Consider the following 22,041-nt stretch of genomic DNA (forward strand, 5'->3'; position numbering starts at 1 on the left):
TGGGGGGATGGCAGAGACCTCAGATCCCCGCGTCGCCGTCTACCTCGACTTCGACAACATCGTCATGTCCTGGTACGACCGGGTGCACGGGCGCAACGCTTACAGCCGTGACCGCCAGCGGATCGCGCAGGACATCACCGATCCCGAGATCGCGGAGAAACTGGCCGCGGCCACGGTGGACGTGGGCGCGATCATCGACTACGCCGCCTCGTTCGGCTCCCTGATGCTCACCCGCGCCTATGCGGACTGGTCCTCGCCGCTGAACGCCGACTACCGCACCCAGCTGGTGGCGCGTGCGGTGGACCTGGTGCAGCTGTTCCCTGCCGCGGCGTACGCCAAGAACGGTGCCGACATCCGCCTCGCGGTGGACACCGTGGAGGACATGTTCCGCATCCCCGACCTCACCCACGTGGTGATCGTGGGCGGCGATTCCGACTACGTGCCCCTCGCGCAGCGCTGCCGCCGCCTGGGCCGGTACGTGATCGGGATGGGCGTCACCGGCTCCACCGCCAAGTCCCTGGCCGCCGCCTGCGACGAGTTCGAGGCCTACGACCAGCTGCCCGGTGTCACCCGGCCCGACAGTGCTGACAGCAGCCGCTCGCGCGGCGGCCGCGGCTCCGGGAAGGGCAAGGGCAGGAGCACCAAGAACTCCTCGGGCACCAGCGACGAGCACACCGATCCGGTCGATGAGCCCAGCGGAGCCGTGGTGGACCCGGAGGAGACCGCGGAGGATCCGCAGGAGACGGCCTCCCGTCTGCTGCAGCGGGCCCTCCAGCTGGGCGATCGCGGGGACGGGGACTGGCTGCACAGCTCCGCGGTGAAGACCCACATGCGCCGCATGGATCCCTCCTTCAGCGAGAAGGCCCTGGGCTACAAGTCCTTCAGCGACTTCCTGAAGGCGAACTCCGACATCGCCCAGCTGGAGGAGACCGGACACGAACGGCTGGTCCGCTCCACCGAGTGACTGCGAACATGTGCCCGGCCTGCGGGTACATGTGCAGCTGCGCGCTGGGGGTTGGCCTCCTGGATCTGCTGGCCCGCTCATTCTTCGACCATAGGAAACAGGCCGGCCCGATGCCCGTGAGAGCAGTCGTGACCTGCCCCCGACGGCGCTCAGCGGACGGCGTCACTCCTTCCAGGTGCCGATGACCTCCTCCAGCGGGACCAGCTCGGCCTGGCGGTCCTCCACCAGCTGGTCCAGCACCATTTCGCGGTGGTCGGGTCGCTCATCGCCGATCGCGTCGGGCACGATCGCGGCCCGGATGTTGTTGGCGTAGGCGTCCCGGGCGGTCTGGGCGATGCACGCGTGGGTGGACACCCCCGCGATCACCACCCGGTCCACGCCGAGATTGTGCACTCGCAGCAGCAGATCCGTGCCGAACCAAGCGCTGTCTCGCGTCTTCTCCAGCCGCGTGGTGCGCTCGGTGTCCAGCTCGTGGATCACCTCCGTGCCCGGGTCGCCTGAGAACAGGTAGCCCTGCTCGTCCTCCAGCATGGACAGGGTCCAAGTGGAGCGGTCCCGGCTGTGCACGGTGGTGATGACGAACACGGGCACGCCTGCCCCATCCGCGGCCTGGCGCAGCCGGTTGGCGGCCTCGGCCACCACGGCCCGGCGCTCCTTCAGCTCCGGGGTCTCGAAGAACGATTCCTGCAGGTCCACCAGCAGCAGTGCGTCCCGGTGCTCGGTGGGGGATGCGGTCACCAGGAATCAGCCCTTCTTCGGCTCCAGAACCACCTTGATGCAGCCGTCCTGCTTCTTCTGGAACATCTCGTAGGCCGCCGGTGCCTGCGACAGCGGCAGCCGGTGGGTGACCAGATCGCCGGTTCCCAGCGGATCGGCCGAATCCTCCACCAGGTGCAGGAGCTCGTCGGTCCAGGAGCGCACGTTGCACTGGCCCATCCGCAGCTGCAGCTGCTTGTCGAACATGGTCAGCAATGGCATGGGGCTGGCCGCGCCCCCGTACACGCCGCTGAGGGACACCGTGCCCCCGCGGCGCACCAGCTCGATGGCGGTGTGCAGAGCCTGCAGGCGATCCAGTCCGGCGTGCTGCATCATCGGCCGCGCCACCGCGTCCGGAAGCAGCGCGGTGGCGCGATGGGCGAGGCCGGCCACGGGGCTGCCGTGCGCCTCCATCCCCACCGCATCGACCACGGCGTCGGGCCCCCGACCGGACGTGGACTCCCGGATGGCCTCGATGCCGTCCTTGCCCATGTCGAACACCTCCACCCCATGGCGGGAGGCCATCTCGCGGCGCTCGGGCACGGGATCGATGGCGACCACTCGTGAGCCCAGGTGCAGGCCGATGCGCGCGCAGAACTGGCCCACCGGCCCCAGGCCCAGCACCGCGAGGGTGCCGCCAGCGGGGACGTCGGCGTACTTCACGGCCTGCCAGGCGGTGGGAAGGATGTCGCTGAGGAACAGGTAGCGCTCGTCGGGCAGCTCGGTGCCCACCTTCACCAGCCCGTAGTCCGCGTGGGGGACGCGCAGGAACTGGGCCTGCCCACCGGGCACCTGCCCGTACAGCTTGGAGTAGCCCAGCAGGGCCGCCCCGGAGCCGTACTCGGTGACCTGGGTGGTCTCGCACTGGGACTGCAGGCCCGCGGTGCACATCGCGCAGTGCCCGCAGGAGATGGTGAAGGGGACCACCACCCGGTCGCCGGCCCGCACGTGGGTGACCTCGGATCCGGTCTCCACCACGATCCCCATGGGTTCGTGGCCGATCACGTCTCCCTCGCTCATGAAGGGACCCAGCACCTCGTACAGGTGCAGATCAGAGCCGCAGATGGCGGTGGAGGTCACCTCGATCACCGCATCGGTGGGCTGCTGGATGCCGGGATCCGGCACCTCCTCGACACTGACCTTCCGAGTTCCCTGCCAGGTGACTGCCTTCATGATCCGGCCTCCGTTTTGGTGTGCGGGTGCCGATCCGATTCCGGATCCGGCTGCCCGAGCGTGCCCTCCACCTTAACGAGGGGGGATGCTCAGTCCCTGAGCGTCGACCGAAAGGTCTGGGAGGACGGCAGTTCTCTGCAGGGCACCACCACCACGTCGTCCACCTTCCAGTCCAGCTCGCACACCCGGCGGTGCAGCGCCTCCAGCTGCTCCAGCTGCGGAGCAATACCCGCGTGCGGCGCCACGAACAGCTCGACGTGCAACACGTGGCCCAGGTCCCTCACGCGAGCCGACGCATCGGCGACCCAGGGCTCTGCGAGCGCCCGCTGCTCCACCTCCAGGGTCAGCGGGTGCGGCTCGGAGCCATCGACCGTGCGGGCCTCGGTGTCGGTGAGCCCCGCGATGGCGGACCACAGGTTGTGCACGCCGTCCTTGATGATCGAGACCGACACGATGATCGCAGCCACGGCGTCGGCCCACCACCAGCCGATGCCGATCCCCAGCACGCCCACCACGGTGGCGATCGCGGTGCGCCAGTCGGCGCTGCCCATGTCGCCGTCGGCGCTGAGCACCTTGTCGTGCAGGTCCTCGGCGAGCCTCTTCTTCAGACGCCCCAGCACCACGGGCCCGGGGCTGGTGACCACCATGACCGCGATCATCAGCCACCCCGTCCAGATCGGCTGTCCGAAGATCACCATCAGCCCCACCGGAGGCCGCTCCACCCGGATCAGACCCATCGCGGAACTGATCGCGAGATAGCTGCCCATGCCCAGCAGGGCCAGAGCCGCCACCAGGTGCGCCACGCCGATCGCCCGATGGTGGCCGTATGGGTGCGATCGGCTCGAGGGGCGGCGGATGAACCGGGTGGCGACCAGGAAGGCGACCGGCGGCAGCAGGGACAGGGCATCCTCCGCCCAGGCGGCGCGCATGGCCTGGGACTGGCCGGCCACCAGCCCCACCAGCACCACGGTGGCGCTCACCCACGCGATCGTGATCCATTCCAGGCGGATCGCACGGCGCAGGGTCTCGCGCTGCTGCTCGCCCATCGCATGGTGCCCCTGGGCTGCGCCGTGCGCGCCTGTTCCGCCCGGGTCCGTGTGCTGTGCCATCAGATCTCGCCCGCCGCTCGGGCCAGGAACAGCTCCAGGTCGACCATCAGGGCGTTCTCCCCGGGCCGAACGCCCATCACCACCTTCGCGGTCGAACCGTCGGGCCGCTCCAGGGTGGTGTAGGGGCGGGGGAAGGCGATGGTGCTGGTCCAGGGGGCATCGGCGGTGAACCCGCCGATCACCACGTCGAGGTCACCGTTTTTCATCGCCTCGGACAGCACACTCTCCGGTCCCGCGGTCCACTCGATCCGGGCGTCGATGCCGGCGGCGTACTGCTGAATAAGATCGACCTCCTCCCCGCTGACATCTCCGTTCTCCCCGACGACGGTGAAAGGGGGATGCTCGCTGACGCCCACCCGCAGCACGCCACCGGTCGCACGGTCCAGGGTGCCCTGGGAATCCCGGGGCATCGAGCCCAGGCACCCAGTGGTGACCAGGAGCATCACGATCAGTGCTGCTGCCGCGGCGACGGTGCGGCGAAGCCGTGCGCGTCGGGGCCCGACAAGAGGCCCGGGGTGCATGGCCGGCTCACGAGTCGGAAGGTGACTGGCGGGGAGAACGGCGCTGTCGCTGATGCGACCGATGGCCACGAGGACATGCCGGCCACCCTACTCCGCGGGGGTCCAAGGTCAGCCCGCGGTCCCGCCCTCCGGTCCGGTGATGCGGCGGGTTCGGGGACGCGGCGGGTTCGGGGACGCGGCGGGTTCGGGGACGCGGCGGGTTCGGGGACGCGGCGTGCTCCGCCTGGTGCATCGCGTCGGTCACGAGCCGTGCGGCATGGTCGTTGGTCAACCGGTAGAACACGCGGTTGCCCTCCTGATGGCACTCCACCATCGCCGTCATCCGCAGCTTCGCCAGGTGCTGGGACACCGCGGGCACGGGCTTGCCGACGGCCTCGCCGAGCGCCCCCACGGGCATCTCACCCTCGCGCAGCGCAGCTGTACGGCGGATCTGGAGGAAGTGCAAGTCTTCTCAGTGCTGCTGCAGGGCCGTCCCTGCTCCCTATCCTCTCCGGCAGGGTCGGTGACGAACGGAGGGACGCCTGTGAGGCGCCGGCGACAGTTCCGGGCTGGAAAGGGCATTCCCGTCCCGCACATCGCCAAGCATGACAAATCGGATGGCGCGGCCGAGCTGTCACAGCGAACGCCCGCCCCATCCATGAGAGGAGGGGCGGGCGTTAGGCACGGCGCGCCGGGCGGAGATCCAGTGCGGCGGCTCCGGTCACGGGGAGGGCATGCCGCCGTTGACGTTGAGGGTCTCGCCCAACACGTAGCTGGATTCCGAGGAGGTCAGGAACACATAGGCCGGGGCCAGCTCGGTGGGCTGGCCGGCGCGGCCCAGGGGTGTGCTCTTGCCGAACTCGGGAAGGGCCTCCTTGGGTTGGCCGTCGCTGACCTGCAGCGGCGTCCAGATCGGTCCCGGTGCCACGGCGTTGACACGGATGCCCTTGGGGGCGAGCTGCTGGGCCAGCCCCTTGGTGAAGTTGTTGATCGCGGCCTTGGTGGAGGCGTAGTGGACCAGGGTGGGGGAGGGCTCGTACGCCTGGATCGAGGTGGAGTTCACGATCGTGGAGCCCGCCGGCAGGTGCTTCAGGGCGGCCTTGGTGATACGGAAGATGGCGTGGATGTTGACCTCGTAGGTGGTGGTCCACTGCTCGTCGTCCAGCTCCGCCAGGTCCTCCAGGGCGATCTGCTTGCCGGCGTTGTTCACCAGGGCGTCCAGGCCGCCCAGCTCACGCACGGCGTCCTCCACCACCTGGGTGCAGAAGTCCTTCTTGCTCAGGTCACCGGGCAGCAGGACGGCCTTGCGGCCGGTCTCCTCGATGACCTTCTTGACGTGCTGGGCGTCCTCCTCCTCGGCGGGCAGGTAGGACAGGGCCACGTCCGCACCCTCGCGAGCGAAGGCGATGGCCACGGCCGCGCCGATGCCGGAGTCCGCACCCGTGATCAGGGCCTTGCGGCCCTCGAGGCGGCCAGTGCCGCGGTAGGAGTCCTCGCCGCGGTCGCTCTGCGGCTCGAGCTCGGCATCCAGGCCGGGCTCGGGCTGGTCCTGCTTCGGTGGGGTGATCTCGGGGAATCGGGTGACGGGGTTGCAGAAGACGAGCTGGTCCTTGGCGGTCATGCCGGTCCTTTCGACGGTGGCAGGATGCCTTCACCGTAGGCGTACGAGCCACCGGCCCGGAAGAGGGGAGCCGACCGACAGGTCGCAAGGAGGGCGCGGACGGGCCGTTCGACGGGCAGCAGGATGTGTCGGGAGCAGGCCCGCAGGGAGCGGGCCCGCCGGGTGCGTGTGCGCCCACAGCGGGCTCACCGCCGGTGTCCTCAGCAGCGGGGGCTCAGAAGCGGGCGCTCAGCCGCGGGGGCTCAGCACCACGGGGACATGGCTCCACCCGCCGGTGGGCGCCAAGGACCTGAGGCCCACGGTCTCGGCCGGCGTGACGTCGGCTGCGGCCAGCAGTTCCTGCAGCAGCACCACCAGCTCCAGCGTGGCCAGGGGGCGGCCCGGGCACACGTGCTTGCCGATGCCCCACACCAGGTTGTGCGGCGCATTGCCCTCGGGGTCGAAGCGGTCCGGATCCGCGAACACCCTCTCGTCGCGGTTGGCGGAGGTCCAGTGGATGATCAGCCTCTCGCCCTCCTCGATCCGGTTGCCCGCGAGGGTGACCGGGCAGGTGGCCCTGCGGCGGTTCTGCACGAACGGGTCGTCGATCCGCAGCAGCTCGTCCACGATCGCGCAGGCCTCCGCGTAGCTGCCCACCCGCAGTCGCTCTGCGACCGGCGGCATGGTGGTCAGAGCGGACAGCAACACCCCGGCGCACAGCGCGATCGAGCCCAGGTCGCCTCCGGTCCAGTTGCGCAGGATCGAGACGATCTCCTCGTCCCGCAGTGGGCGCTCGCCGGCCGGCTCGCCGTCCTCGGAGGAGACGGTGACCCGCTGACGCATCAACCGGGTGGTGACATCCTCGGGTGCGTCATCGCCGAGCTCCCGTCGCGGCGCGAGCACCGAGTCGATGATGGCGTCGAAGCGCTGTGCCACCTCGGCGGTGCGGGCCAGTTCGCCCGAACGGGTGGCCTCGCGGTTGTCCATCATCCACTGCAGCAGCTCGCCCTCGAGCTGGGCAGGCCATCCCAGCCAGGCGGTCTGCGCACGTACGGCGAACACGGCTCCGATCGCGGAGACGGCATCGATCTCGGTGCCGGCGGGGCCCACGTCGGCGATCAGCTCGCCCACCAGGTCGTGGGCGATCCGACGCAGCGCTGGTTCGAAGGCGGCCATCTCCTCGGGACCGAAGAATGGATCGGTGGCCACGCGCACCGCGGTGTGCTCGGCACCGTCCAGGCCGTTGGGGACCTGCAGGAAGCGGGAGACGGCCGAGGAGAACGCCTCGTGATCGCGCGCCACCTCGACGGCCTCCGCATGCCCCAGCACCATCCAGTGGCCGTCGGGGGTGCGGGCCAGGGGGCCCTCGGCGCGCTGTTCGTCGGTGGCCGAGCGGGGCTCGACGCCGGTGGGGTCGTAGAGGGGGATGCTCATGCGCTCAAGCCTAGGGGCGCTGCATCTGCTGCGGAGGCGATGTGTCCGGTGGGACCGCCGCTGGGATCGCCGCATCCGGCTGTCCGGGCGGGGGCGGAGGGGCCTGCGCAGGCGGCCGCCGAGCAGGTGCATCACGGCGGCGATGGAGACGAACGCGACCAGCACCACCGCGGTGGTCAGCAGCACCTGCGTCCAGGAGGAGGCCGTGGGATCAAGGAACTCGTACGGGTACCAGCCCGTGATCCCGCCCCGCACCCAGGTGAACACCAGGAACAGCACCGGGTACAGCAGCCACCACAGGATCCGCACCGCGCGCGGGCGGTGCGTGCGCGGGGTCAACATCCAGTCCAGCAGTGCCGCCACCGGCGCCAGGCGGTGCAGCACGATGCCGGTCCAGCCGATGTCCCAGCGGGTGAGCTCCTCCAGTGGCGCGACCAGCAGTGCGTAGATGATCCCGGTCATCACCAGGTAGAACGCCACTGCCCCGCGGGCGTCCTCGAACCACGGCGGCCTGCGCCCCCGCAGCAGCAGCCCGGTGGCCACCAGCAGCACGAAGGCGAGGTTGGACTGGTTGGTGAAGTAGGAGAGGTTCTGCGCGAGCAGGCCGTCCTGCCAGGCGGTGACCGCGTTGGACACCAGTGCGGTCAGGACCGCCAGCGCGACCACCAGCCGTGTCGCGGCCGCGGTCGTGCTCATGAATCCTTGGGCCAGTCGTCCCGCACGTCCTCGCCGCCCTCCACCACGTCCTCGGGGCCGGGCGCGTGGTCGGTCCAGGAGTCCTGGGGGCGGTACCCCAGCTCCAGGGTCGTGTTGGTCATGGACCAGCGGCGGTTGGGGTTGTCGGAGATCGCGTAGTACAGACCGAAGGTCACCTCGGCCTCGATCGCCCGGCGCACCACCTGCTCGCAATCGCCGGGGCTCAGCCACATGGCGTGCAGGATGTCCTCGTCCGCGCTGAACGGGTCCTCGCTCATCCACCCGATGCGCAGCGCGATGAAGTCCAGCCCGTGCTCGTCGTGGTAGAAGCGCCCCAGGGCCTCGCCGAAGATCTTGGAGACCCCGTAGAGGGAGTCGCCGCGGGGGAGCTGATCGGGGTACACCGGCCACTGCTCATGCCGGTCGTACATGCCCATCGCGTGGTTGGAGGAGGCGAAGACGACTCGCCTCACGCCGGACTCCCGCGCGGCCTCGAGCACATTGCGCAGGCCGATGATGTTGGCCTCCAGCACGGAGTCCCAGTCCGATTCGGGGGAGGCGGAGCCGGCCATGTGCACCACGGTGTCCACGCCGTCCATCAGGCCCAGCACCTCGTCGTAGTTGCCGAGGTCCGCGCGTTGGAGCACTTTCTCCTGCTCCTCGTTCTTGGGGGTGCGACCGTGCTGGACGATGTCGTAGTCACCGGCCAGCACCTCGGACAGGTGCAAACCGATCCCGCCGGTGGCGCCGGTGATGAGGACTCGCTTCTTCGTCGACGTGTTCATGGCCCCATTATGGGTGGCGGCGGCACCGCGGGGCCCGTCGGTCCCCACACATCTGTTCGGTCGGGGCCGGGACTGCAGGGCGGACGTGGTGCGCAGGCGCGGGGCAGCGGTGCTCTACTGCGCACGAACGCCCGGCAACGACCGGGCGGTCGTGCACGCGGCAGCAGTGCCGTAGCAGCCGTGCCGCGGCAGCCGTGCCGCAACAGTTGTGCCGCAGCAGCTGGCCGCGGGAGCTCGGTCCTGTCGGACGGCCGCGGAAGCTCAGTCCTACCAGACGGCCGCGGCGTCGGCCCGATCGTGCTTCGGTCTCAGTCCCCGTCGGACGACCCGGGCAGAGGGAGCCTCGCTGTGCCCTTCCACGATCGCCACGCCCAGATCGTCATCACGATCACCACGACCCAGGCGATGGCGACCACCGCCCCCATCGCGACGGTGGGCTGGCCCAGGAACGCGCCGATCGCCACCAGGGACACCTGGCCCGGGATCGACGCGACCAGGGAGGCGACCGCGAACACCTGGAACGGCACGCCCAGGGCCCCGGCCGCGTAGTTGATCGGCCAGTACGGCATGCCCGGCAGCACGCGCAGCGTGAACACGGCCTCGAAGCCGGCGTCCTCCAGCCGCTCCTCGAGGGTCTTGCGGCGGGATCCCAGCAGCTGCAGTACGGTCTCCCTGCCCAAACCGCGTGCGATCGCATAGCCGGCGAGGCTTCCCAGCATCGCTCCGATCACCGAGAGCACGCTGCCGATCGTCACCCCGAACAGCAGGCCTCCGGCCAGTGCCATGACGGTCACCGGGATTGGGGTGAGGGCCACCCCCGCGTAGACCAGGATGAACACGGCCCAGCTCCAGAAGCCGAAGTCGTCGATCCGGTCGCGCAGAGCGTCCATGCCCGGCAGGCGCACGGTCAGTGCCAGCCAGATCATCACCAGTGCGACGATCACCAGGCCGATGGTCCGGATGACGGGGAAGCCGTCGTCGGTGCGCGAGGAGTCAGGGGGGTGGGACACCGCGCAAGGATAGTCGGCGCTCCGGAGCGCTGCGCCATGCCCATGTGAGGGACAGCGGATGACAGCAGGCCCCTGCCGGATCGAGGCGGTCATCGGCCCGCCACGATGCCGGGGACCTCGCCGAGCAAAAGATAAACGCCCTGTCACCAGGGCGTTCTCTGGGGTGATCGACGGGATTTGAACCCGCGACCGCCTGGACCACAACCAGGAGCTCTACCAACTGAGCTACGACCACCATGTGCAGTCATCGACCGCAACGAGAGACAAGCATACCGTCTCTGCGGGTCTGGATCAGGCCTGGTGGGCCACCTGTTCGTGTGAGACGCGTTGCATCGACGGGACGATGCTGACCAAGGGGTTCGGAGCCGCAGCCCACGCGGTGAGAGCCGATCAGGAGCGGGTGTCGGGCCGGTGATGGGGATCAGTCTCCTCGGCGCTCCCGTCGAAGCTGATCACCAGGAAACTGAGGGCGGTCACCAGGAACGGCAGGCCTGCGTTGTTGCCACCGATCATCATGCCCACGCCCACCATGCCGAACACCGCAGCGATCAGCGCATACGGGTTGGACAGCAGCGAGGCGGGACCGTGTCCAGACCGATCGGGCCGGCCGTCGGAGTCGTCGTGCAGGGGTGCCATGTTCATGGCCTCCACGCTAGGAGCAGCTGCGGCACTGACCCACCCCTCCGGGGTCGCGACCTGACCCGTCCAAGGGACTGGATGCCTCCGACGATCGTCGGAGCGTCCTCGATCCGCGGGATGTGCCGGCTGCCCATCGCGGCCGGGTGACGGTCGCGGCCCGACGACCGCCAGGACTGATCCGCCGGCACTCAGCGGTGGGAGGGTTGCCAGAGGACCTGCCGCGGCGCAGAGTGGGACGCATGATCGTCGCTTTCTCCGTCCAGCCCACCGGTGAGCCCTCCGACCCGACCCTGCGTCGGGCCCTGCAGGAGGGATCCGACAGCGCCAGTGTGCACGACGCGGTCGCTGCCGCCGTGCGGATCGTGCGGGACTCGGGGCTGCCCCATCGCACCAGCTCGATGTTCACCGAGATCGAGGGCGAGTGGGACGAGGTGATGGACGTCGTGCGCCGCGCCACCGACGCGGCAGGGCGCTACGGCTCCCGCGTGTCCCTGGTGCTGAAGGCCGACATCCGGCCCGGCCGCACCGGTGAGCTCGACGGGAAGATCGAGCGGATGGAGCGGGCACTGGGCCCGCACCGGTGAGCTCGACGGGAAGATCGAGCGGATGGAGCGGGCACTGGGCCGCAACTGATCCGCGCCGGGATCAGGCCCTGCTGGAGTCCAGCATCCCCTCGCGCAGCGCAGCGGCCATCGTGGGCGTTACGGGCAGGCGCGGGATGATCGTGGCCTGGAAGGCGTGGTACACGTCCGGCTTGCCCGGCCAGGTCACGCCCTGCGGCTCGTTGTCCGCATCGAGCTCGTGGAACCAGGAGCCCCCGTCCGCATCGAGCAGGTAGGTGGAGATGTACTCCCACCACTGCTCGTAGCGCTCGGCCCACACCCGCTCCCCGGTCACCCGGTACATCACCGCTGCAGCACCCACGGCCTCGGCCGCCACCCAGTGCATACGCTCGCGCGCCATTGGGGTGCCGTCCCAATCCACGGTGTACACGAACCCGGGCGCACCGTCCGTGCCGAAGCTGTCGGCGGACTTCTCCATCAGTGCCGTGGCCGCCTCCAGCATCCACTCCGGGGCGGAGCCGTCGGCCGCCAGCAGGGCGGCGCGGGCGTGCAGCACCAGGCGAGCCCACTCGATCCAGTGGCCCACGGTGGCGCCGTAGGGACGGAACGGGTGGTTGGGCTCCTCGCGGTTGTAGTCCAGCAGCGGGTTCCAGTCCACGTCGAAGTGCTCGGGAAGCGCCCAGTCGTTGCCGCGGGCGAACTCGTCGATCGCGCGGGTCATGATGCCCACGGCCCGGTCCAGCCAGCGGCGCTCGCCGGTGACGTCGGCCGCGGACAGCAGCGCCTCGACGGTGTGCATGTTGGCGTTGATGCCGCGGTAGGCCTCGCACTCGGTGAAAGTGCGGTCGAAGGTGTCCACACTCATCCCGGCGGAGTGGTCGAAGAACTTCTGATCCAGCACCTCGAGCGCCGCGTCCAGCAGGCCCCGGGCGCCGGGCCGGCCTGCCGCGGTGGCGGAGGCCGCCGCGAGCACCACGAAGGCGTGGGCGTAGGCCTGCTTCGAGTCGTCCACGGGCCGACCGTCGGCCACGGAGGCGAACCAGCCGCCGTGCTCGGCGTCGCGGAACACGCCGCGTAGCGAGGCCACGCCGTGGTCGGCGAACCGTCCGAACTCGGGGCGGCCCATCATGTGGCCGAGCGCGAAGCAGTGGGTCATGCGGCAGGTGATCCACAGCTCGGAGGGGCGGGTGAGATCCGCCTCGCCGTTCTCGTCCAGCCAGGCGAAGCCGCCGTCCTCACGTGCTGAGTCGGTCGCGAACACCAGCAGGTCGTCGCCCTCGCCCTCGAGCCACGTGCGGTGCGCGGGCACGTCCAGCCACGGAGTGCGCGCGCCGGTGGCACCCTCCGCGGTGGATCCGGCAGGGCCTTCGGTTGCGGGGGAGTCGATGGTCACGGTGGTGTCCTCAGCGGTCGTAGCGTTCTCGGTGGTTGCGGCGTCCCCTGTGGTGGCAGCTGCGGGGGCGCCAACGGCAGGCAGTTCGAAGGACTTCGCCGCGGCCTGCACCTCGGCGGTAGTGGGGCCGGGCTCGGCCACCAGCAGCACCTGCCGGTAGTACTTCAGCTCCTGGATCGACTCGCGGATGTCCGCCAGTGCACGATGGCCGCCGTTCTTGCGGGGCATGTTGTAGTACACGCGGGGGAACCAGCGCTTGGCCAGCTCCTTGAGGCTGGACACGTCGATGGTGCGGTAGGAGAGATGCCCGGCGAACTTCGGCACGTCGCGGTCCAGGAACACGCGGTCGGTGCCCACGCTGTTGCCGGCCAGGGGCGCCTTGCCCGGCTCCGGGCAGTGCCGACGCACGTAGTCCAGACACGCCTGCTCCGCCTGGGCCAGGGTCATCCCGCCGTCGAGCTCCTCCAGCAGCCCCGAGGTGGTGTGCATGGTGCGCACGAAGGGGTCCATCTGTGTGAGCGCCTCCGCCGGAGGCTTGATCACGACGTCGACGCCGTCCCCGAGGATGTTCAGATCGGCGTCGGTCACGAGGACGGCGATCTCGACCAGCGCATCTCGCTGCTTGTCGAGGCCGGTCATCTCGCAGTCGACCCAGATGATGCGGTCCTGATTGCTGCGCGTAGGAGAAGAGCTCACGGGAAGAGACTACGGGGTGACCCTCCAGTAGGCTCACCCGGGTCCCCGACGTGGTGAAGGAGCCGACGTGAACCTGTTCTTCCGCCTGCTGGTGCTGATGGTGCGCGTGAGGTTCCGACGCCGCCTGTCCATCTGGGACACGGCCCGCACCCCGTTCCGGGTGAACCCGCTGGACCTGGACGTGCTGATGCACATGAACAACGGGCGCTACCTGTCGATCCTGGACCTGGGGCGGATGGACCTGATGCTCCGCTCGGGCTTCTGGAAGGTCACCCAGGAGCGGGGCTGGTACCCGGTGGTCGCCGGTCAGGGCATCACCTACCGCAAGTCCCTGCGGCTGTGGGAGAAGTTCGAGGTGCGCACCCGGGTGATGGGCATCGACGAGGCCTGGGTGTACATGGAGCAGAGCTTCCACCGCGGCGAGGTGCTGATCGCCGATGCGGTCGTGCGCGCCCGCTTCCTGAAGAAGACCGGCGGTTCCGTCACCAGCGCCGAGCTGATCGAGGCGGTGGGCGGCGTGCCCGCTGACCGAGAGGTGCCAGCGTGGGTGCAGGACTGGACGCAGGAATCCGCGCGGCACGCCCGCAACCGGTGAGGCACGATGCCGAGTCCGCACGGCGCCGACTCGGCGCGGCCCTGGAGATCCTGGCGGTGGTCGCGCTACCGCACCCGCGCCGCCCTTGGCTCCCGGCCCTGGGGATCCTTGCGATGGGTGTCGTCTTCGCAACCATCCGTGCGCGCTCCGGCACGCTGCACGTGCCACCGGCGCTGCATCTCGGCTTCTACTGTCTGTTTGCGTGACCGAGTGTCCGATACGGAGATGTCCGCGTCAGAGGGCCTCTCGGTGCAGCAGTAAACGGTCAGAGCAGACCAACGAGGTACCCCGCTACTTCCATGACCAGCGTGACCATGGACCAGAGCATCGCGATCAAGAAGACGATGAGCCCAGACCATCGGGCGATCGGCGACCATCGTCTGGCTGCCGGGGTCACAGGGGGAGGGGTCTGATCAGCGGCGGGGAAGATCCGAAGCATCAGCCTTCTGGCGACGAGGACTTCCTGCGCCTTTCCCTCCAGGGTCGCTCCCGCCAGTAGGAAGGCGAACAACCCACTGAACATCGCCCACGAGCGCAGTTCGCAGGCGACCGCGTCGACGTCAGAATCACCGTGAAGGCGAAGTGCCAGGGCAGTGACAAGCAGGCAGACCCCAATCACTGTCAGCGCGAGCGCTACCCAGGGGTGGCGGTACCAATGGATTCGAGCCTGTGAATGTCCTGACTCGCTGGGCGTAGTGATGCCGGTCCCCCCTCGTATGGCTCAGAGCGCCCCCAGCAGGACTCGAACCTGCAACCCACGGATTAGAAGGCCGTTGCTCTATCCATTGAGCTATGGAGGCTGGCGTCGGACTGGGCCGACGTGCCGGGTGGAACCGGCGCCACGATCCTACCGGCCGTCGGGAGGCTCACCCTGGCACCGGGGACAGGTGTGGATCACTCGGGCGGTGCTGCCCTCGATGCTGGGATCGGCCATCTCGCCGCGGCGGATGCGGGTTCCGCAGCGACGGCACGGCTTCCCGGCCCGCCCGTACACCCACAGGTCACCGTCGCGGCCCATCATTCCGCCCGTGGTCACCCTCACTGCGCGGTCCTTGTTGACCACCAGCAGTCGGCGGGAAAGATCCACCAGCGCCCCGGCTTCCCCGCCCGCAGCCAGCCAGCTGCTGACGGGCACGGTGGGGTGGACGCGCTGCAGGAAGCACAGCTCGGAGCGGTAGATGTTGCCCAGCCCCGCCATCACCCGCTGGTCCAGCAGTGCCAGGCCCAGCTCCCGATCCTCCTGTGCTATCAGGTTCGCCACGGCCCGTTCCCGGTGCTGGTCGCCCCAGCGCGGATCCAGCAGGTCCGGACCCAGATGGCCCACCAGCTCGTGCTCGTCGGCCGTGCGCACCAGCCGCACCTGCTTCACGTCGTAGCCGCTCGCCACCACGGTGCGGCCGTCCGGGTGCCGCGCCTGCAGGCGGATCCTCAGGGTGTGCGGGGGACGCGGTCCTGCCGAGGTGTCACCGGAGCGCAGGGCCCTGCCGTCCACGTGCCAGATCCCGTCCATCATCAGATGGTTGTGCAAGGTGAGCGGCGGGCGTGCAGGATCGCCGATACTGCCCTCGGGTGGCAGCAGCCGGATCAGGAGGTGCTTGCCCCGAGGCACCACCTCGCTCACCGACCAGCCGACCAGGTTCGCCGTAGCCGCACCGGGAACACGCAGATCCGCGACGGTGAGCACGGCGCCGGCCAGGGCCTCGTGCAGCACCCGGCACTGCCGATGCACGGTATCGCCCTCAGGCATGCTCGACCTCCCCGCGCCGCCCGCGGAACCGTCGCAGTGCCGGGACCGTTCTCATCAGCGACCCCCGGCCCGCACCCGTACCGACCGCGGGGAGCGGTAGCAGCCGGCCGCCACCAGCGCATCCACCACGGGCGCGTTCTGCTCTGCAGTGATCGGACGCCCGCTGATCCGCTCGATCGCCAGCGCCGGCAGCACCGCATCCTCCGCGACCGAGCGCACCAGCTGCACTGCGACCTCGGAACTCGCTTCTTGCCCCGCCCACCACAGCAGGTGCTTGCCGCCCTTGTCCACGAAGGCGGCCACCTCGCCGTCGCGCAGCACCACGATCGCACCGGCCCGACGAGCCGGGCGCGCGGTCACGCCCTCCGGTGGCTCCACCGGCAGCACGGGCCACGGCAGAGCCGCACCGTACGGGTTCGCGGGATCGGTCGCGGCCAGCACCGCGAACGACGAGCCGGACTGCGTGCCCGTCGCGTTCCCGTGGGAACGTGCCTCCTGCTCGCGGTCACGGTCGCGAAGCAGGTCCACCGCTTCGGTGGGGGCGAACTGCGAGGCGCCCAGCCCGTCGATGAAGTAGCCGCGCCGGCAGGAGCCGTTCTCCTCCAGGGAGGACAGCACTCGGTACACGGCTGCGAACGATCCCGGTATCGCCTCCACGTCCATCGCTCCGCGGGTGACGACCCCGTGCCGGTCCATCAGCAGGGTGGCGATCGCCGCCGCTCGCGCGGAGGCGTCCACCGGCTGCACGCGCACTGCTGACCAGCGGCCCGTGGCCGTTGGCCCCGCTGCCACCTCCAGCTCAGCTGGCGTGGTGGCGCCGGTGCGCATCATGGCGGCCGACAGCCGTGCCGCTCCCCGACGGGAGGCGGGACGCGAACGGCCGCCGCGGCGCGCACCGGAGCGGGGGGCCGGGCCGAGGGCGTGGGTGCGCAGCACGGCGAAGGAGTCGTTGGTGAGGAGAGTGGCGAACGCCAGGTGCCACAGCGCCGCCGTCAGATCGGCCGGGCCCACGGCGTCACCGTCATCGGCGAGGGCCCGCAGGATCTCCCCGTGTCGCAGCGCACCGGGGGAGGAGCGCAGCAGGTCCAGCACCCGGGCGGCCACCGAGCCCTCCTCCAGCGCTGACGCGGCGTGCTCCACCTCCTGCGCGTCCACGCCGAGCGGCAGGGCGTCGGTCAGGTGCAGACGGATCCAGCCGTCGTCGGCACCCAGACGGCCGTGCCCTGTCCAGGTGAGCTCCCCGGCCGCGAACAGGCCATCGAGCGTGGAGGCTGCGTAATCCGGCAGCCGGGCGGGCAGCACCTGGGCCTCCCAGGTGGACAGCGGCAGCGACACCCCGGTGAGCTGATCGATCACCGACAGCACTCCGTCCGCGCCGGACCACGCGGCACGGTCCCGCCGGCCGGCATCCCGCCGCTGCGCCAAGTGCTGCCAGTCGGCCAGGAACCGGCCGTACGCCTCCGGCCCCACCGGTTCGATCTGCCGGCGTGAGGCGGCGAGACTGGCCCGACGGATGCGTCGCAGCACGTCCGCGTCCACCCATTCCGTGCCCTCGCGACCCGGGGTGAACTCCCCCTGGTTCAGCACCCGCTTTGCGGTCAGGGCCTCCAGAGCGGAGCGGGCCACTCCGGGAGCCAGTCCCCATGCCTGGACCACGGCGCCCACATCGAAGGGGCCCCGGGACCGGGCCCAGCGCGAGACCAGCTCCTCGACCGGATGATCGACCGGAGCCAGGTGCACCTCGGCCACGCCGGCCGGGAGAGCCGCACCGAGAGCATCGCGCAGCAGGCCGGCATCCTCCGCAGCGGCGAAGCGAGCAGTCCCCGCGATGCGCACCTCGATCGCCCGCCGGGATTCCACCAGCTGGGCGATCGCAGCACCGGTGTCCACGCCGTCCGCGCCGCGCTGGGCGATCTCCTCAGCGGTGAGCGGACCCAGGCGTCGCAGAGCATCGGCGAGATCCTCCGCGCCCCGCAGCGCGCGCTCCTCCGTGAGGCCCTGCAGGCGCCGGGTGACCTCGTCAATCACGCCCGCATCCAGCAGCTCGCGCAGGCTCACGGTGCCCAGCAGCTCCGCCAGCAGCGACTGGTCCAGCGTCAGAGCCACCGTGCGGCGCTCCGCCAGCGGGGCGTCGGTGTCGTAGATGAACTGGGCCAGGTACCCGAACAGCAGGGAACGCGCAAAGGGGGAGGGGGCGGTGGTCTCCACCTCCTGCACCTGTACGCGGCGAGAGGCCACCTGCCCCATCAGCTCCACCAGGGAAGGCAGGTCGTACACGTCCTGCAAGCACTCCCGTGCCGCCTCCAGCATGATCGGGAACTGCGGGTGGGGCCGAGCCACATCCAGCAGATGCGCGGCGCGCTGGCGCTGCTGCCACAGCGGTGCCCGGGAGCGGGGATCCCGCCGGGGCAGCAGCAGGGCGCGGGCTGCGCACTCCCGGAAGCGTGAGGCGAACAGCGCTGAGCTGCCCACCAGACGCCGCACCTCCTCGTCGATCTCCTCAGGCGTGAACACGAACAGATCCGCCCCCGGCGGCTCCTCCCCGTGGGGGATGCGCAGCACGATCCCGTCATCGGCCGCCATCACCTGGCCCTCCAGGCCGTACCGCTCCTCGACGCGGGCCCCGACGGCCAGGGCCCAGGGCGCGTTGATCCGCTGCCCGAGCGCGCTGTGCAGCACGACGCGCCAGTCGCCGAGCTCGTCCAGGAACCTCTCGACCACCAGGTGCTGGGGGCCGGGCACGGACCCCGTCGCCTCCCGCTGCTCGGCCAGATGCTCGATCACGGTGCCGGAGGCGTTCTCGTCCAGGCCCAGCGAAGCGAGGCGCTCGCGGGCCGCCGGCTCCTCGAGCCGAGAGATCTCGGACTGGAAACCCGCGATCGCCCGCCCCAGTGAGGGGGCCCTGCCCACCCCGTCGCCGTGCCAGAAGGGGATCCGCCCGGACAGCCCGAAGGCGGGGGAGACGCTCACCCGGTCGTGGGTGATCTCCTCGATCCGCCAGGACGAGGTGCCCAGGGTGATCACGTCCCCGCGCCGCGACTCGTACACCATCTCCTCATCCAGCTCGCCCACCCTCCGGGCCTGGGAGTCGTCGTCCCCGGCCACGATGTACACCGGGAACAGGCCGCGGTCAGGAATGGTGCCGCCACTGGTGACCACCAGGCGCTGCGCGCCTGGCCGCGCGCTGAGGGTGCCCTGCTCGTGGTCGTAAACCAGGCGGGCGCGCAGCTCGCTGAACGCGGTGGAGGGGTAGCGGCCAGCCAGCAGGTCGATGGTCTGGTCGAACGCGGAGCGAGGCAGAGCGGCGTACGGATGAGCGGTGCGCACCAGCTCGAACCACTCCTCGACGTCCAGGTCGTTCTCGACAGCGGCGGAGACGGTGTGCTGGGCGAGCACGTCCAGGGCGTTGCGCGGCACTGTGAGCGGCTCGATCCTGCCCGCGACCGCTTCGCCGACGGTGACCGCGGCACGCACCACGTCCGCTGCGTGCAGGGGGTGGACGATGCCGTGGGAGACGGCGCCCACGTCGTGCCCGGCCCGGCCGATGCGCTGCAGGGTGGAGGACACCGAGAACGGGGTCTCCACCTGGATCACCAGATCCACCGCGCCCATGTCGATCCCCAGCTCGAGGGAACTGGTGGCCACCACGCAGCGCAAGGCACCGGCCTTCAGCTGCTCCTCGATCTGCTTGCGGTGCTCCTTGGACATGGAGCCGTGATGGGCGCGGGCCACGTCGTCGACATCTGCGCCTGCGCGCCTGCGGTGCAGCAGGTTCAGCTTGCTGGTGAGCCGTTCGGCCTGGCGGCGGGAGTTGGTGAACACGATGGTGGAGCGGTGGGCGAGCACCTCGTCCAGCACCGCGCGTTCCACGTGCGGCCAGATCGTGCCGGCCACGTCGTCCTCATCGGCGGCGTCGGCCGGGGGCTCGATCGCCGAGAGATCCGGCACCGGCAGCCGCACCGACAGGTCCCACTCCTTCCGGGAGGGCGGCCGCACCACGCTCATCTCCTGCGCGCGACCGTTCCCGGCCAGGAAGGCCGCCACCTCGTCGGCCGGCTCCACCGTGGCCGACAGGCCGATGCGCTGGATCGCGTGCGCGGCGAGCGCATCCAGGCGCGCCAGCGACAGGGCCAGGTGCACGCCGCGCTTGGTGCCGGCCACGGCGTGCACCTCGTCCACGATCACCGTGCGCACCGAGCGCAGCTGCTCGCGGGCGGCGGAGGACAGCATCAGGAACAGCGATTCCGGGGTGGTGATCAGAACGTCCGGCGGATGTGCGATCAGGCGCCTGCGCTCGGCGGGCGGGGTGTCCCCGGTGCGCACCCCCACCTCGATCGATCGGTGCGCATGGCCCAGCAGCTGCGCTGCCCGCATCGTTCCCACCAGGGGAGAGGTGAGGTTGCGCTCCACGTCCACCCCGAGGGCCTTCAGCGGGGAGACGTACAGGACGCTGGTGCCCGACGGCTCCTGGGCGTCCTCCTCAGGTCCGAAGGCCAGCCGGTCGATCGCAGTGAGGAACGCGGCGAGGGTCTTCCCGGACCCGGTGGGCGCCACCACCAGGGTGTCCTGCCCCGCGGCCACCGAGCGCCAGGCCCCCTCCTGCGCCGGCGTGGGCGCGCCGAACGCCTCGCGGAACCAGTGGGCAGTGGGCGCGCTGAACAGGTCCAGCGCACTGGTCGCCGTACCCGTTGCTGCGGTGCCGTCCCGGTCCTGTCGTGCCACCGCCCCATTGTGGACCGTGGGTGGGACACTCGCAGCACGACGGCGAGCGGGGGGCAGCATGCGGAACCAGGATCGGACACCGGATCGGATCGCGGTGGGCCCTGGATCGGGCGGTGCGGCAGCCCCCGATCCCGCACCGGGACTGGGACGATCTGGACCTCTCCACCTGAACGCGTGATCGGAGGGTGCAGCGGCCCCTCACCACACCTCGAACGATCGTGGCAGGATGGAAGGGCACCGGACCCCCTCGGGTTCGGAACGACCAACAGAGAGGATGGACGACATGGCGGAGTACACGCTTCCGGATCTCGACTACGACTACGGGGCCCTGGCCCCTTCCATCTCCGGCCAGATCATGGAGCTTCACCACTCCAAGCATCACGCCACCTACGTCAAGGGCGCCAACACCGCCCTGGAGAAGCTGGCCGCGGCGCGTGAGTCCGGCGAGTTCGGCAACGTCAACCAGCTCTCGAAGGATCTCGCCTTCAACCTGGGCGGCCACACCAACCACTCGATCTTCTGGAAGACCCTCTCCCCGGAGGGCGGCGACAAGCCCACCGGTGAGCTCGCTTCCGCAATCGACGAGTACTTCGGCTCCTTCGACGCCTTCCGCAAGCACTTCACCGCCGCTGCTCTGGGCATCCAGGGCTCCGGCTGGGCGGTCCTGGCGTACGAGCCGGCCGGCGGCAACCTGGTCATCGAGCAGTTCTACGACCAGCAGAACGGTGTCCCGGTGGCCACGATCCCGCTGTTCCAGCTGGACATGTGGGAGCACGCCTTCTACCTCGACTACCAGAACGTGAAGGCGGACTACGTCGAGGCGATCTGGAACATTGTGAACTGGGCTGACGTCCAGGCGCGCTTCGAGAACGCCCGCACCAACGCCTCGGGCCTGGTGGTCCCCCAGGCCTGATCGCGTCGCGGCCCCGGCCGCGCACCGATCCACGACCGACGGCCGGTCCCCTCTGCGGGGCCGGCCGTCGTCGTGGGCGACGAAGTTCCTCCCCAGAGTCCGTTCGTCCCCAATCCCCGTGACCCGGTGGTCCCCCGTCGCTGCGCTCGCCACGCTGAGGTGGTCGGCACGGAGTCGACGACGGGGACGGCCCCCGCACCGAGGAAGGACACCACCATGAAAGAGATCCGCAGCACCGTCGTGGGCAACGCCACCGACAACCCCCGTGAGAAGCAGTTCCCCAACGGCGACATCAGCGCCATGGTGCGCATCGCGGTGAACTCCCGCTACTTCGATTCGAGCATCAACGACTACAGCGACCGCAAGACCGAGTTCGTCAACGTCTACGCACGGCGCCAGCTGGCCCGCAACGTGATCGCCTCGGTGAAGAAGGGGCAGCCGCTGGTGGCCACGGGCCGCCTGGGCACCTCCGAGTGGACCGGGGACGACGGTAGGACGTACCACTCGCTCACGCTGACCGCCGAGACCATCGGCCACGACCTCACCTTCGGGACCGCCGAGTTCACCAAGCCGCCCCGAGTGGCGGACATCCCGGACGTCGATCACGACACCGGCGAGATCAAGGACGATGCCCCCGCGGGGGGATCGGAGGGGCTGGGCTACGGCGGTGCCGAGGGCCTGGTCGACCAGGACACGGCCGCTGACGACTCGCTGGTGGCCTCGCACTGAGTGCGGGCCCGGCTGCG

At 70.2% G+C, this 22,041-nt stretch carries 18 protein-coding genes and 2 tRNA genes; 5 read left to right on the top strand and 15 right to left on the bottom strand.

Annotated elements, in window-relative coordinates; genetic code table 11:
• Positions 1-7 precede the first annotated feature (7 nt).
• Complete coding sequence (locus IOE58_RS02075) at positions 8-964, top strand: NYN domain-containing protein (protein WP_193864759.1); 957 nt, start codon at positions 8-10, stop codon at positions 962-964.
• A 162-nt stretch (positions 965-1,126) separates the two neighbouring features.
• Here the strand turns inward: IOE58_RS02075 and IOE58_RS02080 are convergent, their stop codons facing one another.
• The 11 genes from IOE58_RS02080 to IOE58_RS02135 form a co-directional block, all read right to left on the bottom strand.
• Positions 1,127-1,702, bottom strand: coding sequence for a cysteine hydrolase family protein (locus IOE58_RS02080; protein ID WP_193864760.1), 576 nt, complete (start codon positions 1,700-1,702; stop codon positions 1,127-1,129).
• A 6-nt stretch (positions 1,703-1,708) separates the two neighbouring features.
• Entirely contained in the window at positions 1,709-2,893 is a 1,185-nt protein-coding gene (locus IOE58_RS02085; protein WP_193864761.1) for a zinc-dependent alcohol dehydrogenase, read from the bottom strand.
• 89 nt (positions 2,894-2,982) lie between these two features.
• Positions 2,983-4,002 (bottom strand): cation efflux transmembrane domain-containing protein, encoded by a 1,020-nt coding sequence (locus tag IOE58_RS02090; protein ID WP_193864762.1) that lies wholly within the window; start codon positions 4,000-4,002, stop codon positions 2,983-2,985.
• On the bottom strand, positions 4,002-4,523 hold the full coding sequence (locus tag IOE58_RS02095; protein ID WP_193864763.1) for a substrate-binding periplasmic protein: 522 nt from the start codon (positions 4,521-4,523) through the stop codon (positions 4,002-4,004). Before IOE58_RS02095 ends, IOE58_RS02090 begins: the two co-directional genes overlap by 1 nt.
• A gap of 7 nt (positions 4,524-4,530) precedes the next feature.
• Positions 4,531-4,968, bottom strand: coding sequence for an ArsR/SmtB family transcription factor (locus tag IOE58_RS14585; RefSeq protein ID WP_228018480.1), 438 nt, complete (start codon positions 4,966-4,968; stop codon positions 4,531-4,533).
• 255 nt (positions 4,969-5,223) lie between these two features.
• Complete coding sequence (locus IOE58_RS02105) at positions 5,224-6,123, bottom strand: SDR family oxidoreductase (RefSeq protein ID WP_228018481.1); 900 nt, start codon at positions 6,121-6,123, stop codon at positions 5,224-5,226.
• A gap of 228 nt (positions 6,124-6,351) precedes the next feature.
• Positions 6,352-8,232 (bottom strand): cytochrome P450, encoded by a 1,881-nt coding sequence (locus tag IOE58_RS14100; RefSeq protein WP_228018483.1) that lies wholly within the window; start codon positions 8,230-8,232, stop codon positions 6,352-6,354.
• A complete protein-coding gene (locus tag IOE58_RS02120; RefSeq protein ID WP_193864764.1) occupies positions 8,229-9,017 on the bottom strand; it encodes an NAD-dependent epimerase/dehydratase family protein in 789 nt (262 codons plus the stop codon). The genes IOE58_RS14100 and IOE58_RS02120 overlap by 4 nt, the downstream gene beginning before the upstream one ends.
• A 308-nt stretch (positions 9,018-9,325) precedes the next feature.
• On the bottom strand, positions 9,326-10,027 hold the full coding sequence (locus tag IOE58_RS02125; RefSeq protein WP_193864765.1) for a TVP38/TMEM64 family protein: 702 nt from the start codon (positions 10,025-10,027) through the stop codon (positions 9,326-9,328).
• 159 nt (positions 10,028-10,186) lie between these two features.
• Positions 10,187-10,262 (bottom strand) — tRNA-His (locus tag IOE58_RS02130).
• Between the two features lie 155 nt (positions 10,263-10,417).
• Positions 10,418-10,669 carry a hypothetical protein gene (locus tag IOE58_RS02135; protein ID WP_193864766.1) on the bottom strand — a complete coding sequence of 84 codons (252 nt, stop codon included), beginning with the start codon at positions 10,667-10,669 and terminating at the stop codon, positions 10,418-10,420.
• Positions 10,670-10,905: 236 nt separating this feature from the next.
• Between IOE58_RS02135 and IOE58_RS02140 the strand changes: the two genes are divergently transcribed.
• On the top strand, positions 10,906-11,250 hold the full coding sequence (locus IOE58_RS02140; RefSeq protein WP_193864767.1) for a thiamine-binding protein: 345 nt from the start codon (positions 10,906-10,908) through the stop codon (positions 11,248-11,250).
• A 61-nt stretch (positions 11,251-11,311) separates the two neighbouring features.
• On the opposite strand, the gene orn is transcribed toward IOE58_RS02140, so the two are convergent.
• Entirely contained in the window at positions 11,312-13,318 is a 2,007-nt protein-coding gene (gene orn / locus IOE58_RS02145) for an oligoribonuclease (protein ID WP_193864768.1), read from the bottom strand.
• A 67-nt stretch (positions 13,319-13,385) separates the two neighbouring features.
• Here orn and IOE58_RS02150 point away from each other — a divergent pair, with 67 nt between their 5' ends.
• The gene (locus IOE58_RS02150) at positions 13,386-13,913 is read left to right on the top strand and encodes an acyl-CoA thioesterase (protein WP_193864769.1); all 528 of its coding nucleotides are present in this window, start codon (positions 13,386-13,388) and stop codon (positions 13,911-13,913) included.
• A gap of 727 nt (positions 13,914-14,640) precedes the next feature.
• Here the strand turns inward: IOE58_RS02150 and IOE58_RS02155 are convergent.
• The 3 genes from IOE58_RS02155 to IOE58_RS02165 form a co-directional block, all read right to left on the bottom strand.
• Positions 14,641-14,713 (bottom strand) — tRNA-Arg (locus tag IOE58_RS02155).
• A gap of 47 nt (positions 14,714-14,760) precedes the next feature.
• On the bottom strand, positions 14,761-15,660 hold the full coding sequence (locus tag IOE58_RS02160) for a DNA-formamidopyrimidine glycosylase family protein (RefSeq protein ID WP_193864770.1): 900 nt from the start codon (positions 15,658-15,660) through the stop codon (positions 14,761-14,763).
• A 54-nt stretch (positions 15,661-15,714) separates the two neighbouring features.
• A complete protein-coding gene (locus IOE58_RS02165; RefSeq protein WP_431831685.1) occupies positions 15,715-20,382 on the bottom strand; it encodes a DEAD/DEAH box helicase in 4,668 nt (1,555 codons plus the stop codon).
• A gap of 283 nt (positions 20,383-20,665) precedes the next feature.
• On the opposite strand from IOE58_RS02165, the gene IOE58_RS02170 reads away from it, so the two are divergent.
• Together IOE58_RS02170 and IOE58_RS02175 are read left to right on the top strand one after the other, a co-directional pair.
• Positions 20,666-21,295 (top strand): superoxide dismutase, encoded by a 630-nt coding sequence (locus tag IOE58_RS02170; RefSeq protein WP_193864772.1) that lies wholly within the window; start codon positions 20,666-20,668, stop codon positions 21,293-21,295.
• Between the two features lie 216 nt (positions 21,296-21,511).
• Positions 21,512-22,024 carry a single-stranded DNA-binding protein gene (locus tag IOE58_RS02175; protein ID WP_228018485.1) on the top strand — a complete coding sequence of 171 codons (513 nt, stop codon included), beginning with the start codon at positions 21,512-21,514 and terminating at the stop codon, positions 22,022-22,024.
• Positions 22,025-22,041 lie beyond the last annotated feature (17 nt).

This window comes from Brachybacterium epidermidis (genome assembly GCF_015209585.1).
Lineage (GTDB): Bacteria > Actinomycetota > Actinomycetes > Actinomycetales > Dermabacteraceae > Brachybacterium > Brachybacterium epidermidis.